General features: G+C 49.0%; 11 protein-coding genes. 5 read left to right on the forward strand and 6 right to left on the reverse strand.

Annotated elements, in window-relative coordinates; translation table 11 throughout:
- Position 1 precedes the first annotated feature (1 nt).
- Positions 2-3055 (forward strand): CusA/CzcA family heavy metal efflux RND transporter, encoded by a 3054-nt coding sequence (locus SHEWANA3_RS21245; RefSeq protein ID WP_011718779.1) that lies wholly within the window; start codon positions 2-4, stop codon positions 3053-3055.
- Positions 3052-3357, forward strand: a complete 306-nt coding sequence (locus SHEWANA3_RS21250; protein WP_011627657.1) for a DUF3240 family protein — start codon at positions 3052-3054, stop codon at positions 3355-3357. Before SHEWANA3_RS21245 ends, SHEWANA3_RS21250 begins: the two co-directional genes overlap by 4 nt.
- Before the next feature lie 42 nt (positions 3358-3399).
- Here the strand turns inward: SHEWANA3_RS21250 and SHEWANA3_RS21255 are convergent, their stop codons facing one another.
- From SHEWANA3_RS21255 to SHEWANA3_RS21265, 3 genes are all read right to left on the reverse strand, one after another.
- The gene (locus SHEWANA3_RS21255; protein WP_011718780.1) at positions 3400-4035 is read right to left on the reverse strand and encodes a paraquat-inducible protein A; all 636 of its coding nucleotides are present in this window, start codon (positions 4033-4035) and stop codon (positions 3400-3402) included.
- 101 nt (positions 4036-4136) lie between these two features.
- Positions 4137-5327 carry an HD-GYP domain-containing protein gene (locus tag SHEWANA3_RS21260; protein ID WP_011718781.1) on the reverse strand — a complete coding sequence of 397 codons (1191 nt, stop codon included), beginning with the start codon at positions 5325-5327 and terminating at the stop codon, positions 4137-4139.
- Positions 5328-5704: 377 nt separating this feature from the next.
- Entirely contained in the window at positions 5705-7069 is a 1365-nt protein-coding gene (locus tag SHEWANA3_RS21265; RefSeq protein ID WP_011718782.1) for an ABC transporter ATP-binding protein, read from the reverse strand.
- Between the two features lie 628 nt (positions 7070-7697).
- On the opposite strand from SHEWANA3_RS21265, the gene SHEWANA3_RS21270 reads away from it, so the two are divergent.
- Entirely contained in the window at positions 7698-9056 is a 1359-nt protein-coding gene (locus SHEWANA3_RS21270) for an isochorismate synthase (RefSeq protein ID WP_011718783.1), read from the forward strand.
- Positions 9057-9070: 14 nt separating this feature from the next.
- Here SHEWANA3_RS21270 and SHEWANA3_RS21275 read toward each other — a convergent pair whose 3' ends face one another.
- Positions 9071-9796 (reverse strand): ABC transporter substrate-binding protein, encoded by a 726-nt coding sequence (locus SHEWANA3_RS21275; protein ID WP_011718784.1) that lies wholly within the window; start codon positions 9794-9796, stop codon positions 9071-9073.
- 242 nt (positions 9797-10038) lie between these two features.
- On the opposite strand from SHEWANA3_RS21275, the gene SHEWANA3_RS21280 reads away from it, so the two are divergent.
- Together SHEWANA3_RS21280 and SHEWANA3_RS21285 are read left to right on the forward strand one after the other, a co-directional pair.
- The gene (locus tag SHEWANA3_RS21280; protein ID WP_039977624.1) at positions 10039-10698 is read left to right on the forward strand and encodes a 7-cyano-7-deazaguanine/7-aminomethyl-7-deazaguanine transporter; all 660 of its coding nucleotides are present in this window, start codon (positions 10039-10041) and stop codon (positions 10696-10698) included.
- Positions 10699-10797: 99 nt separating this feature from the next.
- Entirely contained in the window at positions 10798-11265 is a 468-nt protein-coding gene (locus tag SHEWANA3_RS21285) for a GNAT family N-acetyltransferase (RefSeq protein WP_011718785.1), read from the forward strand.
- 255 nt (positions 11266-11520) lie between these two features.
- Here the strand turns inward: SHEWANA3_RS21285 and SHEWANA3_RS21290 are convergent, their stop codons facing one another.
- Together SHEWANA3_RS21290 and SHEWANA3_RS21295 are read right to left on the reverse strand one after the other, a co-directional pair.
- Positions 11521-13656: a cache domain-containing protein gene (locus tag SHEWANA3_RS21290; RefSeq protein WP_011718786.1), complete on the reverse strand. Its 2136-nt coding sequence runs from the start codon at positions 13654-13656 to the stop codon at positions 11521-11523.
- A complete protein-coding gene (locus SHEWANA3_RS21295; protein ID WP_011718787.1) occupies positions 13657-15039 on the reverse strand; it encodes a sigma-54 dependent transcriptional regulator in 1383 nt (460 codons plus the stop codon).
- Between the last annotated feature and the right edge of the window lie 175 nt (positions 15040-15214).

Below are 15214 nucleotides of genomic sequence, written 5' to 3' on the forward strand. Positions count from 1 at the left end.
GATGCTCACCTCTGTGATCCGTTTTTCGCTCACTCAGCGACTGTTTGTGCTGATAGTAGCGCTGATCCTCATGTTGGCTGGTGCACGGGCTTGGTTTGCCATTCCCTTGGATGCCTTTCCGGATATTTCCCCAACCCAAGTGAAGATTATCCTCAAGGCTCCGGGCATGACGCCGGAGGAAATCGAAGCCCAGATTACTGTCCCGATTGAAACCGAGCTTTTAGGTATTCCGCGGCAATCGATTCTGCGCTCGACCACTAAGTACGCCATTAGCGATATCACCCTCGATTTTGAAGAAGGCACGGATATCTATTGGGCGCGCCAACAGGTGAGCGAGCGCCTCTCAGCGGTCTGGGACAGTTTTCCCGAAGGCGTAAGTGGCGGTGTGGCGCCCATGAGCACGCCGCTCAGTGAAATCTTTATGTTTTCACTCGAAAACCCCAATCTTTCCCTGCTGGAGCGACGTCAATTACTCGAGTGGGAAATTCGGCCGCTGCTGCGCACAGTGCCCGGTGTTGCCGATGTGAATATCCTCGGCGGTTATGCCAAGAGTTTTAGTATCAGCCCCAATCCTGCGGCAATGTCGGCTGCGGGCGTGAGCTTTGCCACGCTGCAACAGGCGATTGTGGAGAATAATCACAACGAAGGTGCAGGTAAGCTCACCATAGGTACAGACACCATCATAGTGCGCTCCGAGGGACGCATCGATGATATCGACGAGCTTAAACAGCTAGTGATCAAAGCCGATAATGCCAAGGTCTACCGCTTGCAGGATCTTGCCGATGTCCAGATAGGCCACCTTGCGCGCTACGGCGCCGTCACTAAGGATGGCAACGAAACCGCCGAAGCCTTAATCATCGCCCTCAAGGACGCCAATACGGCACAAGTGGTTAACAACATTAAGGAAAAGCTGGCGCAAATCAGCCTAACTCTCCCCGAAGGCAGCCAGATAAATACCTTTTACGACCGCGCCAACCTGATCAACACCGCTATCGAGACCATTTCCAATGCGCTATTCGAGGCCGTTGTGTTGGTCATCGTATTGCTGGCGCTGTTTTTAGGAAATGTGCGCGCCGCGCTAGTGGTCTCACTATCGCTGCCGCTGGCCGCACTGTTCACCTTTTTGATGATGGATCACTTCAATCTCTCCGCTAACTTGATGAGCCTCGGTGGCCTCGTTATCGCCATCGGCATGTTGGTGGACTCCTCCGTGGTCGTGGTTGAAAACATGGTGAATTTAATCGCCACTAAACAGCGTTTGCCGCGTTTGCACTTGATCTTTCGCGCCACCAAAGACGTCGCCATTCCTGTGGTCTCGGGCACGGTTATCGTGATCATAGTGTTCTCACCACTGCTTACCCTCAGTGGTTTAGAGGGCAAACTCTTTACCCCAGTCGCCATCACCATAGTGTTTGCCATGTTGTCGGCGCTGGTGCTATCGCTGACAGTGATCCCCGTGATTGCCTCGTACCTAGTCAATGAGAAGGCCGCGAAAGAACCTAAGGCCGTCGAAAAGCTCAAGCATCTTTATCTTGGCAGCCTAAAGGCCTGCTTTGGTTGGCAAAAACCTTTTATGCTCATCGCCTTTAGCTTGCTGATCATCAGTCTCGGCCTGTTTAGTCTGGTGGGGAAAACCTTTATGCCGACCTTAGATGAGGGCGACATCATTCTCCAGTTAGAGAAATCCCCTTCGATTTCCCTCGATGCCTCCATCGCTATCGATAAACAGATCCAACAAACCCTGCTAATCCAAATCCCCGAAATCAAGCAGATGGTGGCGCGCACCGGCGCCGATGAGATAGGTTTAGATCCCATGGGACTGAACGAAACCGATGTGTTTTTAGAGCTGGCGCCCCGCAGCGAATGGCGTTTTGCAACCAAAGAGCAGCTTATCGATGCCATCCGCACTGTGCTGCTTAAATATCCCGGCGTGAACTTTAACTTTACGCAACCGATACAGATGCGCGTCTCCGAAATGCTCACCGGCAGTATTGGCGATGTCGCGATTAAAGTATTCGGTAATGATATCGAGACCTTAGGCAAGCTCACCGGAGAGATAGAACAACTGGTCACCGCCACTCAGGGCAGCGTCGACGTTAAGATGGCGATGATTGAAGGCAGCCCCTTTATTAATCTCACCTTAGATAATGAGCTGGCCCGAGGGTTTGGGATGAGCACTATGGAGTTTGCCCGCTACCTCAAGAGCCAACTCGAAGGCGTGGTTGTTACCGAAGTGCTGCAAGGGAAGAAACGCACGCCCGTGCTTATCGCCAATAATCAGGCGCAGATCAGCAATATCAACGAACTGCAAAATCAGCTATTGGTGATGCCGGATCATTCCCTAAAACGCCTAAGTGACGTGGCGGTATTGAGCTATAAACAGGGCCCAATCCTGATCGAGCGGGAACAGGGAAATCGCTTTTCGGTGATCACTACCAACGTGCAAGGGCGGGATATTGTGGGCTTTGTGGAGGAGCTTAATAGCAAAATCGCCAATGAAATCAAACTGCCCAGCGGCTATAGCGTCAGCTTCGGTGGCGAGTTTGAAAACCAGCAACGCGCCACCAGCAATTTGTTACTGGTGATCCCCATAGCTATCGCACTGATCACTTTGATTTTATTCACCACCTTCGGCTCTCTAGCAAAATCGGGATTAATCCTCGCTAACGTCCCGTTTGCCATGATGGGCGGTATCGTCAGCTTGTATCTCTCGGGGGAATACCTCTCGGTGCCCGCCTCGGTAGGTTTTATCGCCCTGCTAGGTGTCGCCGTGCTTAACGGCGTAGTGATGGTCAGTTATTACGAACAAACCAAATACTTATTCGGTAGCCTTAGGGAACGGGTCGAACAGGGTGCCGCCCGGCGACTCAGACCCATTCTGATGACAGCCACCACCGCCATGTTTGGTTTGATCCCCTTAGTGTTCGCCTCGGGCCCCGGTGCTGAAATCCAAAAACCCTTGGCCATTGTGGTGATCGGCGGATTGCTCACATCGACCATTACGACCCTGTATTTACTGCCCATGTTGTATTTTTGGCTGGAGAAACGCCGATGAGCACGGAACAACTGCTAGTCCTGATCGCCCAAAACGATATTAAGGACGATATAGTCGATACTCTGATTGAGTTGGAGTTTTTATCCGGCTTTAGCCTGGGCAATATTTGCGGATTTAGCCGAGAGCACAGCCATTTCAATATCAAGGAACAAGTGGAAGGTTATCGGGAGTTTTGTAAGTTTGAGATTATGCACCCTGCAAGCCAGCAAAGCGCCCTGCTTGAAGCACTAGCAAAGGTCTGTAAACACAACCCTTGCCGTTATTGGATTATGCCCATCTATCAAAACGGCACGCTTTCCTAACGATAAAGGGCATACGGAACCTGCTGTATGCCCTTTGATTAACTATAGAATCGGTGTTGGGCGACGCACTAAGTAACCACTGGCGATTGAGAGAATGCAGTAGGCGGTAAAGAAGTAGAATCCGCTCTCAAACTGCGCCTTGGTCTTGAGCATTTCGCCCATGCCACCCGAGGCATTGCCCGCCAAAAAGGTAATGATCAGGGCCACCACAAACACATCGGCCATCGACCATTTCGCCAACGCAGACACTAGATGATGAATGCGCCACTGCAGCGCAACCGAACTCACGCTTTGTTGTACCAACATCAGACTGAGTTTCACTGCAGGGATAACGATGCTAAACAGCATTACCAGCCCAGCCACTAAGCCATTGCCGGTATTATATAGTTCGGTGACTGTGCTCCAAATACTGCGGGTTTGCTGTAATACCTCCACCTCGCCCTTGAGATTATTCAGCCCCAACAGGCCACTGACCATATTCAACATGCCGCGGGCACTGTCGCGCCCCGAATCCTCATCGAAACTTTGTGCGACCTGCTCAATCCCTTGTTCGGTGAGTTTGGCCTTATCTATGCTGCCATTGAGGCTCAAAATGGGTTGAGTCACGCCGGGAATTAACAGCGCCAAAGACAGTAGAATAACGAGAATGGGAAGAAGAGAATTGCGTACACTGTTCATAACTAGGCCCAGAGGAAGTTTGTCCCAGTGTACGGCTTTTAACGCAGTGAAGGAAATGAATGGCACCTGACATCTCGGTGGATATCAAGTGCAGTAAGCGATCAATAGAAAGGAGTCGGATCGATATCGAGTGAGCTTGGCGACACACCACGCTCAATATATAAATCTGATTTGAGCAGATCTACCATAACGACTTCTGTATAACGTTTTGCTTTTAAAGAATAAAAACATTTAACTATCGGGTTTAATGCATCTCTATCCTTTGAAACCCAAACGATCCCTACACGTCCATCAGACAGCTCTACTAAAGATCCAACAGGATAAACACCGATACAACGGATAAATTCGTAGACTAACTGCTGGTCTAAATGAAACGGGGTCAAGCTCAGTAAAATCTTAAAGGCGGCGGCAGGACTCATTGCCTCTTTATAGCAGCGAGTCGCAGTTAAGGCATCGAAGATATCGACAATACAGCTCATGCGTCCATGGAGCGGGATTTCATCTCCCTTTAATCCCCTAGGATAACCCCGACCGTCTAATTTTTCATGATGCATCAAACATACATCACGACTTATTTGAGACAACCCTTTAGTTTCACTCATAATTTCAAGCGCATACACTTGATGCAACTTCATATGCTCGAACTCTTCAGGGGTGAGTTTGCCAGGTTTGTGCAGGACTTTGTTATCAACTTTAATCTTGCCGATATCATGCAAAATGCCACCGACAGCCATTTCCCTCAGCATATTGCGGTCGAGTTTAAGGTATTTACCAAAAGTCACCAGCAGGAAGGCGACATTCACTGAGTGCTCTAACAAATAAGCATCTTTTGTGCGCAGTGCTGACATACACTTGAGGGCGTCTTCATCCAAGAGCACTGATTCGATCATGCTATCGGCTAAAGCTTCAAAGGGAGCCACTTCTATCGCTTTACCTTCGAAGGTTTCGGAGAGAACTTTACGGATAAGATCCTTAGCTTCAGTCAAAATAATCTGAGCTTGCTCTTGCTGTTTCTCACGTGTCACAGAGGTTTTCTTGGGATCAGATAAACCATCATTATTGGCTTTGCGTTTAAAACCACAATGATCCGCTGAACGCTCGGTATCCACCCAAACGAATTTGATCCCACTATTAGTTAACTTAGAAATCGCATCCTTGTGCTTGATTTGTCCAGCATTTGCGATAGCAAGCCGACCTTGATCTTTTTTGTCAATTGCCGTGACAAACATTCCCAGTGTCAATTTCGACACAGGCAATTTGATTAGGTCAACCGATTCTGCCGACTCACTCATATCTGCAACCCCAAGGATGACTTAATAGACGCCTTACCACCATACGACATATCAGCGGATGTAGCTCACTGTGCGATAACTTACTTTAGGTAGTATAGACAATATACATTTGGCATTCTAAGCCGTGAAGCGCAAATTCGCCATACACTTATATGGTGACAAAGACTGAGTTGATCAAAAAACCAACCAAATTGGGAGGTTAATATTTCTAGGGTGTGTTGAGGCCGAATGTGGTTTGTTCTATCAAACCTGTACTTGTGGAAAAAGAATTACCTGTTGCGAGTGTAAGTGCACATTTCGATATAAGACAAAAAGACTAACAAAAGTAATACCACGCCTTACTTGGTTTCTAAGCCATTGCCCCCTAACAATGGCACCTAACTCACATAGCGCTCCTCCATCCCCACGGTGTCTTCCGTCAGCAAGCCATTGTGTAAACTCAGTTGCCTAGATACGGCACTATGCTCCACCACTCTGTGACTGCTCATTAGAATCGCACAGCCCTGCGCCCTAAGACGCTTGAGCAAGAACCACACTTTTCGGTAATAGTGCTTATCCATGCCTGCTAGCGGGTCATCAAGTAGCAGTACCTTAGGCTGCAAGCAGGCCAAGGATGCCAAAGCAACCAAATGCTGCTGCCCGTAGGACAATTTATGGGGAGATTGATTGGCAAGCTCCATTAATTCAAGTTCAACGAGCATTTGCTCGGCACGCTCTTTAGGGAGTCCAAAACGATTCAAGCTAAACTGCATCTCGGCTAGCACGCTGGTTTCAAACAGTTGTCGACTCGGTCTTTGGATTAATAATCCTAACTCGGCACCATAGATGCCCAATTTAGGTTTACGACCTAAGACTTTAAGCGGCAAACGCAGCTTTAGGTTGAGCATCCCGGCTAAGGATTTTAGTAGGCTAGTTTTACCGGAGCCATTATCCCCGACCAGAGTCACTATCTCACCCGCATGTAACTGAAATCCCTGCGGACAGCTAAATAATGGCTGACTACCGTCGAAACAGAAATCAAACGCCTCGGCACTGACCAGCACTTTACCAACATGAGCAGAACCCCAAGGTTTAACTGGCGTATCAATCGGTTGAGTATCGCTAACTGTGTAGATACCTGTGGATAAACGGCCAGCCTCCAATTGCCAATAATGCTGGATAATCTCGGCAAACGCCGCCGCATTATGCTCCACCAGCACCAATGCCATGCCTTCGGCAATAAGATTGCGCAGCACCACCAATAGCTCAGCCACACCCTGATCATCGAGCTGCGCCCATGGCTCATCGAGCAGCAATAAGTGCGGCTCGCACACCAACTGAGCGGCGATCATCAAACGGTATTTTTGGCCAAGGGAAAGAGTACTGACTGGGGTATCGAGCCGCAGAAACAACCCGACGTGTCGCAGCGCTAACTGCACTTTAGGCAACATATTCTCGGCGGAAATTCCACGTTCCTCTAAAGCGAAGGCGACTTCACCGCCCACGGTTTGCCTCAGTAACTGAGTTTGAGGATCCTGCATCACTAAGCCAGTGATCAACTCGGGATGACGCCAAATATCTCCCTCATGCGGGCGATTCTGTACGCCCGCAAGCAGGTTTAATAGACTCGATTTACCCGAACCCGTCGGCCCGCTAACACAGTGACATTGGCCTGTGCGAATGCTTAGCCCGATCTCCTGCAATACGGGGGTAAATTGGCTACCATAATTAAAACTGACGCCTTCGAGCTCGAGTAATTTCATCTTAAATATGCCAGTTTGCACAAAGAAATGACCACCAAGCTGAAATACTAATTTTAGCGTTGTGTCCGCGCCAATCCCTGCAAGCCAATTGGTCGCCACGGACAACAAGTAGTTGCGGCATATTTAGCAGGGGATAGCGGGCGATTTCATCGGCGCTTGGTTTAAAATTCGGCCCAAGCGCAGAAGACAACACTCTAAAATAGGTATTTCTGGTAATCATTTTATTGTTGTCATACAGAAGGTTTAGGATGTGTATCCTATTGTGGTCTGAGTAACTTTTGCCTCAACTGAAAAACAATCAAAAACCAACTCAGATCGATAAATTGCAACAAATGGAAAACGCCTTCTGTCACAAATAGACAAAATGTCCAACACAGACTACGGTATCGACAAAAAGACCCATATAGGTCACATTTTTTTGCACCTCAAAATGAGACTATGGCAAAAGTCACACACTCGTGGGTTGCATCTTGACACTCGCGGCCTCGGCCTTTAATTTGAGCGAAAGATTCTTATTTACACGTTCTCGGCCACTTAGTGTAAATGACTTTAAAAAGAATGGATTAACTTACCGCTGACTGCCGGAACTTCAGCCACCACCTTCATCTCGTTACCTTTGGAGTTTTATTTGCCCGCTCACGCCCTGTCTGAAGACCTTAAGTCTCTCATCGACAAACTCATTCAATTGAAGCAGGTTCCACCGACGGAGCCGATAGTGCAGTTATCCTTAACAACTGTCTCTATCCCTTTGATTTCGTGGTTGGCATCCCAAAACCAATATCCACGCATTTACTGGCATGGACGTGACAAGGTTGAAGAAGTCGCGGCGATTGGCGCCTGTAAAGACTTTAAGTTTGAAACCGGTGTCGATGATAAAACATTAGCGAACGTCTACGAACAGCAGCGCACCTTATCCAGCAATCCTGAGATCCGCTACTACGGCGGCGTGGCGTTTGACCGCAGCATCGAATCTTGGCCCGAGTTTGGTAACAGTCGTTTTGTGTTACCGCGTATCGAATTTAGGCGCAGCGACAATCAGTTCAGTTTACGGGTGAATCTGAACTTTGCCGATAGGCATCCCGAAGAGGAAATCGATCTCGCCATTGCCGCGATTGAAGCCGTGATGCCTGCGAGGCCTTTAGCACCACCGAATAAACTCACCCTGTTGAGTCGCAACGATACTCCCGACTTTCCACGCTGGAAAACCTTAGTCGAACAAGTGGTTGAGCCGAAGTTTAATCAAGAGACGCCCAAGGTGGTGCTATCGCGCCACACTGAGCTTGAGGTTAATGCGCAGGTTGACCCTTGGATGGTATTGGCCTGCTGGCAGGGGCGTAATCCCAATAGTTTTCAGTTTGGCTTCCAATTTAGCCCAGATCGCACTTATATCTCCTGCTCGCCAGAGCGGTTATTTCGCCGTCGCCAGCAGGAACTGTTTACCGAGGCACTTGCCGGCACCACAGTACGTGGCTTAAACCAAGAGGAAGACACGGCGCTAGCCAACGCACTGCTCGAGGACAATAAAAATAGCGTAGAGAACCAGCTGGTTCGCCGTCATATCGTCAGTATGCTCTCCCCCTTGAGCCAACATGTGGGCGCAGAAGAAGCAGCTACAATTTTTAAGTTGAATCATATTCAACACTTGCACCGCGCCATTCGCGCCGAGTTAAAGCAGGGCGTGAATGACTTCCAGTTGCTACAGGCACTGCACCCAACCCCAGCAGTTGGCGGCCTTCCCCGCGAGTCGGCGATGCGCTTTATTCGCGAACGCGAAGGCTATATGCGCGGCTGGTACGCTGGAGCCTGTGGCTATTTTAATAAGTTTGAGAGTGAATTTTCGGTGGCGATTCGCAGCGCCTTGATTGAACCCGGCAAGATCAATCTGTTTGCTGGCGCGGGGATTATTGCTGGCTCTGACCCTGAGGCAGAATGGCAAGAGCTGGAAAATAAACTAGCAACGATTATGTCTATTCTGATTGAGCTATAAGCTACTGATAAACCCTAAAATCCTTTTGCTTTTGTCTCTGCATAAAGTCGTTCTTGCTCACCGGAATCAATCAGCTTTTTATGCTCAATATCAAAATGTTGCTTTAGCATCCGCCCTTTTTCCGTATTGGCAAAGGCGAAATAGGTTTCGGCGGTGAGCACTCCAGGAATAATCACAAACTGCTGCGGCGCCTTCAATTGAGGGACGAGAGTCTCCATATTCTTCCTGTAATCCAGCACGGCATCGGTTCGTCCCGCATTCACACTATTTAGCATGCTTAAGATGTCGCTGCCTTCCTCATAAAACATCGGGATCGTCGTCAGCATGTTATAGCGATAGGCCAGCATGGCCTGCACTTTCTTGTGAGATAAGCTCTCCATCCCCGACCAAGTCGCCGCAATTTGTGGGGTAACTGCGGCATCGATAGAATCAAGTTCAACGGGGTTTTCACTCAGTAGGCTGTTTTTCACATCCCCCTTGTAAACACTGAGGATCATATCCACTCTGCTAGTTTCAACCATATAAAGCGTGCGGGCAAAGGGCATAAACTGCACATCGAGTTGCCAATCGGGAGCAGGAAACGCCTTGCGGAGAATATCGAAGTAATAACCCGTTTCGTCGGGATTGGAGAAACCTAGCCACGAAGCGGTGACCAGATGAATTACCACGGGTTTAGCCGGTGTCGCGTAGGAACACACACTCAATAAACTAAAACACAAGGCCGCAAGAAATGATCGCATCGCGTTCTCCTCCCATTTCTTAACAGTGTAGGATAATTTCCCTGCCTGTGCTGTGACCTTATCGACCACTCCTCTTCGAAACTCAGGGCTAAATTGCTTGGAATATAAACAGTAAGCTTGCATCTTCGAACCTGGTCACTATAATGGCGACCCCGATTTCAGCACGCTGATATTGGGTAAAATAACAACAGATCATTTAGCGGGTTCCCTCACCCCGCCCTACACAACTAAAAAGGCCACATATGTTAATGTTAACCCCTGCGCAGCTTCGCCGCGCACTCCTGCTATTAGTGGGATTTCACATACTGATTATTTGCGTCAGCAACTACTTGGTACAACTACCGTTTCAATTGTTTGGTTTTCACACCACTTGGGGCGCGTTTAGTTTTCCCTTTGTCTATCTGGCGACCGATCTCACCGTGCGCATCTTTGGACAAACACCTGCCCGTAGCATCATTCTCAAAGCCATGGTGCCCGCGTTGATGATTTCCTATGTCATGGGTGTGGTATTCCATCAAGGCAGCTTCCAAGGGATTGATTCCTTAAGCCAATGGAACACTTTTGTGTTTCGCATCGCCTTCGCCAGCTTCGCGGCGTATTTGATTGGTCAACTGATGGATATCACAGTCTTTGCTCGCCTACGCCAGAGCCGTTCTTGGTGGGTCGCGCCTGCGGCATCGACCATTGTCGGTAACTTAGTCGACACCTTAGTGTTCTTCAGTGTCGCTTTTTATGCCTCAACAGACAGCTTTATGGCGGCCAACTGGCCCGAAATCGCGGCCGTGGATTACAGCTTCAAATTACTCGTGAGCTTAGGGTTATTCCTGCCCGCCTACGGCGTCCTGCTGAAGGTCTTACAAGACAAGATCTTGCAAACCAGTCCACAAAAATCATTTTCCTGATTAACTCAACTGGCCAGACCTGTTATAATTTGAGCAGTTTTTAGTTCAGCCCCACTGTGTTTATGCGCATTTGGGGCTGATTTTCTGTGAGAGAAAATTATGTATTCAATTGAAATCAAAGCACTGACAGCTCTGACACCTGAGTTGACCACACAGCTTATCGAACTGAGCAAGCAAATCCCTGAACTCGACCGTCCGCTGACCAGCGAAACACTGGCAGAACGTCTCTCGGATAAGACTTGCTTGATTCTCTTAGCCTATGTGGAAGGTGAATTGGCAGGCTTTAAACTGGGATACGAGCAGGCTGATGCCGTGTTTTACAGTTGGTTAGGCGGTGTTGCGACCGACTTTAGACGTTTAGGTCTGGCACAAAGCCTATTGGAATACCAAGAAACCTGGGCGAGCCGCCAAGGCTACAAGCTGATCCAAGTAAAAACCATGAATCGCTTCCCAGCCATGCTCAATCTTTTGATTAGAAACCAGTATTTGATTACTGAACTGAAGGCTGATCCGCAAAGCCTGATCGACCATAAACTGCATTTAAGCAAGTCGATTGCGACTGCTTAAAAGCGATTTACATAAAAATGTGCATTTTTTGCGAGAAATAGCTTGCAAACCTAATTGAGAATGATTATCGTTAACTTGCGTTCCAAAACTCATCTTTAACACGGATGACTGGTAATCTGACGTTGTTAAAGTGCTCCTGAGTTTGCAAGCACGACATTGCTCACACACACTCTTTTGTGGCCGGATTCATCATCCGGCTTTTTTTTGCTTTTTATTCAGTGAATCAATCTCATAGCATTTAGTGCAGAGTCGCTTTTAAGATGACATTTCGGTGCTTTGGCCGGAAAAATGTAAGCCATCGTAGGGGTTGTTTTGCTGATCTTCCTTCGCCTCATGGTACAAACCAATAGTGAAGATAGACCCCTTACCCAGTACAGAACTCACCTCTATGGTGCCACCGATACGCTTGATAATGCCGTAACTTAAGGATAATCCAAGGCCTGTGCCGTCTTTACGCGTGGTGTAGAAGGGATCAAAAATCCGCCCTAGTTGCTCAGGCGCAATCCCCGAACCTTCGTCCTCAACCTCAATTTTCACCCCAATCGGCATATCTTGCTGTAGCCAATCATAGGTTCGCACCCAAATCCTGCCCTTACCGTCCATCGCATGGGCGGCGTTAACCACAAGGTTAATCAGCACTTGCAGCAACTGCGGGCGATTAACCTGCACAGGGCAGCTGGCGTTCAGTTCAGTTATCAGCACCACTTCTTGTTTCTGAATCGAGTGCCGCACTAATACCAGCATTTCCTCGATGATAGGCGTAATAGGATGCATCTCTAAGGGAGCGTTAAACTCACCAGGGCGACTGTATTGCAGCAGGCTGCGGATAATAGTGCTAATACGGCCAACCTGTTGGATAACAAGGTCGATTTCTTCTTTTACCGACTCGGCATTATCTCCAAGCTCATAACGCAGCAGCTCCATATTACCGAGGATCACCGCCGTTGGATTATTGATCTCATGGGCAATCCCAGCAGTAAGCTCACCCAGCGCGGTTAACTTTTCATTGGTCACTAACTGCTGGCGAGTTTCATTGAGTAGCGCCACGTTGCGCTGCAACTCTAAGGTCTTATCCTGCAGGCTACGAGTCCGCTCCTCGACCTTCATCTCGAGTTGTTCGGCGGCGGCTTGGATTTGCGCGTTGCGCCGCTGCAATAAATCGAGCATACGATCGAACTGCTCGGCAAGATTCGACAATTCGTTATCCCTGTCCAGCCCCAAGGCGCCAATACGCACATTGCGACCAGACTGCACCGCTTGCACCACATGGTGAATACGCTCAATCGGTTGCAACAAGCTGTAAGCACCGCGATAAACCAATAAGCCGGAGATTAGCAGCACCAGCATCAGAATCGTGCCTAACTCAATGATATTAAGCAGGTAGTTATGAATAAAGGGCGACTCAGAGAATCCGGTATAGATCATGCCAACACGTTGCCCACGGATATCTTCTAAAGGCGCATAGGCGGAAATAAACCAATCGTTAAACACAAAGGCGCGATCGACCCATAACTCACCGTGATTCAGCACTTTTTCGCGCACTTCCTCCGACACTAAACTGCCGAGCGCCCGCCCTTGGGATTCATTCGACTGCGGGAAAAAATGCAAAGGCACGTTGGTTGAGACACGAATATTATCGAGGAAGATGGTCACAGTGCCGATAGAACGCTCCGGCAGCGTGCCCTTGTCGTAGACGAGGTCGCGGATATGGTCGACGATGCGCGTATCCCGATTAAACAGCACGCCGCCATCGAGATACCAAGCCACTTTGCCCTCAAAATCGGGGATCGGCAGCAAACTGCGGCTCAGTAGACCACGGTCTTCCACTTGTTTATTCGGGCTTTGCGCCCGCAGTGTCGCTAGTAAGGGAATCGCCGCCCTTTGAGCTAAATCCGGATCAACCCGCGCCAAACGTTCAGGCGATAACACCATCAGCCCCGAATAGGGCAAGAGACCACCCATTTTCGGTAAAATTTGTCGCAAATCCGGGTCTGACGCGGCCTCGGCCACACTGACAAGCCTTAGAAAATCCAGATCGAGTTGCTTTTTTTGCTCATTTAGAAAGGCATCTATACTCGCCCTGTGTGCCAACTCGCCAGTGAGAATGGGCCGAAAATCATTTTGAAAAGTCCATGAGGTCATGACTCTCTCGAGCTGTTTCTCCTGACGAACTTGCACCTGTTGCAGGGTATTTTCAGCCACAGCCAGATCGGCTTTTACTTTCATAAACAGTTGCTTGCCTGTGTAACTGATATTCCAGTAAATAGTGATAAACACTAAACTCACCAAGGTGAGCAAAATCGGCAGCAAGGTGAGGATCAGAATGCGATAACGCACTTTGGCCTGCATTTGCTGCCAACTGACACCAAAAAAGTGAGTAAAAAACGACACTTAGAACTCCTGCTCGTCGCTAACGTCAAACCACTCTTTATACTTGCGATCTAAGGTCTTACGGGAAACGCCTAAGTCCCTCGCCGCTGCTGATTTATTGCCAGAGTGCAGATCCACCACGCTGGTCACATGGTGTTTTTCCACTTCTTTCAACGGCCAATCTAAGGGATAACCTTGGGAGGCCGAAGACTCTGTCTTGACCTGCTGCTTCCAGTATTCCGCTGGCGGCTTGCCAAGCAGAATGCAGCGTTCAATCATATTGCGCAGTTCACGGATATTGCCTGGCCACTCGTGCTGTTGCAGCTTCACCATATCCTCATGGCTCCACACGACTTCGCGCACACCCAATTCGGCTGCCAATTGGCGAGTAAAGTGATGGGTCAATTCGACCACATCTTCCGGACGCTCACGCAGGGGAGGAATTAAAATATCCAGCACATTCAAGCGATAATAAAGATCACGACGGAAGTTACCCGCCTCGACTTCATCCACCAGCGTACGGTTAGTGGCCGCAATCACCCGGACATCGATATTGACTTCCTTCTCACTGCCGACGGGGCGAATCGCCTTTTGCTCTAATACCCTGAGCAATGCCGTCTGCATCTTGAGGGGCATCTCACCAATTTCATCGAGGAAAATAGTGCCGCCGGAGGCAAAACTGAATAAGCCTTCGCGATTTCCCTTAGCGCCAGTAAATGCCCCTGCCGTATGGCCAAAGAGTTCACTCTCCAGTAGTTCGGGGGCGATAGAGCCGCAGTTAACGGGTACAAATGGCCCTTGGCGGCCGCTGAGTAAGTGTAATTGGCGCGCGACCAGCTCTTTACCCGTGCCCGATTCGCCTTGAATTAACACCACGGCATTGGTTGGTGCCACGCGCTCAATCACTTGCTTGACCGACTTCATGGCCTCGCTGCTACCTATAATGGTGGAGGAATAGCCAATGGAGACTTCACGGCGCAGCATTAAGTTTTCGCGGCGCAGCAAACGGCGTTCAATACAACGGTCAACCGCCGACATCATCTGCTCGAGGTGGAAGGGCTTCATAATAAAGTCTGAGGCACCAGCCCGCAGCGCCTTAATCGCGACTTCTAAATCCGCATAGCCAGTCATAAAAATCACATCAGATCGGCGGCCTTGTTCATCTAAGGCTTCGTGCCACTCGATGCCCGAGCGACCCGGTAAACGGATATCGACAATCAATAGGTCGAAGTGGCAGCGACTACGTAACTGCTCAGCATCTTCAATACTGCCCGCCGTTTCGACTAAGGCGAATTTTTTCGAGAGCGCCTTATTCAAAAAGCTACGCATCCCGGGCTCGTCATCGACGATCAGGACAGACACAGCGGAAGGAAGGGGCTTGAGGTTATTATCTATCTGGCTCATAGTGCTCACTTCTGGACATTTTGACTCAATTGCGACCAATTCTAGCATTGAAACTAGACAAATAGGTCACTATGAACCATAAGAAGCATGCGCTGAGACAATTTGTCTGCAAACTATTTGTTGAGCCTGAGATCAGGGTCACAATTTAGATCAAGCTGTGAACGTAAATGCGTCA

The sequence above is a fragment of the Shewanella sp. ANA-3 genome, assembly GCF_000203935.1.
In the GTDB taxonomy this organism is placed as follows: Bacteria; Pseudomonadota; Gammaproteobacteria; order Enterobacterales; family Shewanellaceae; genus Shewanella.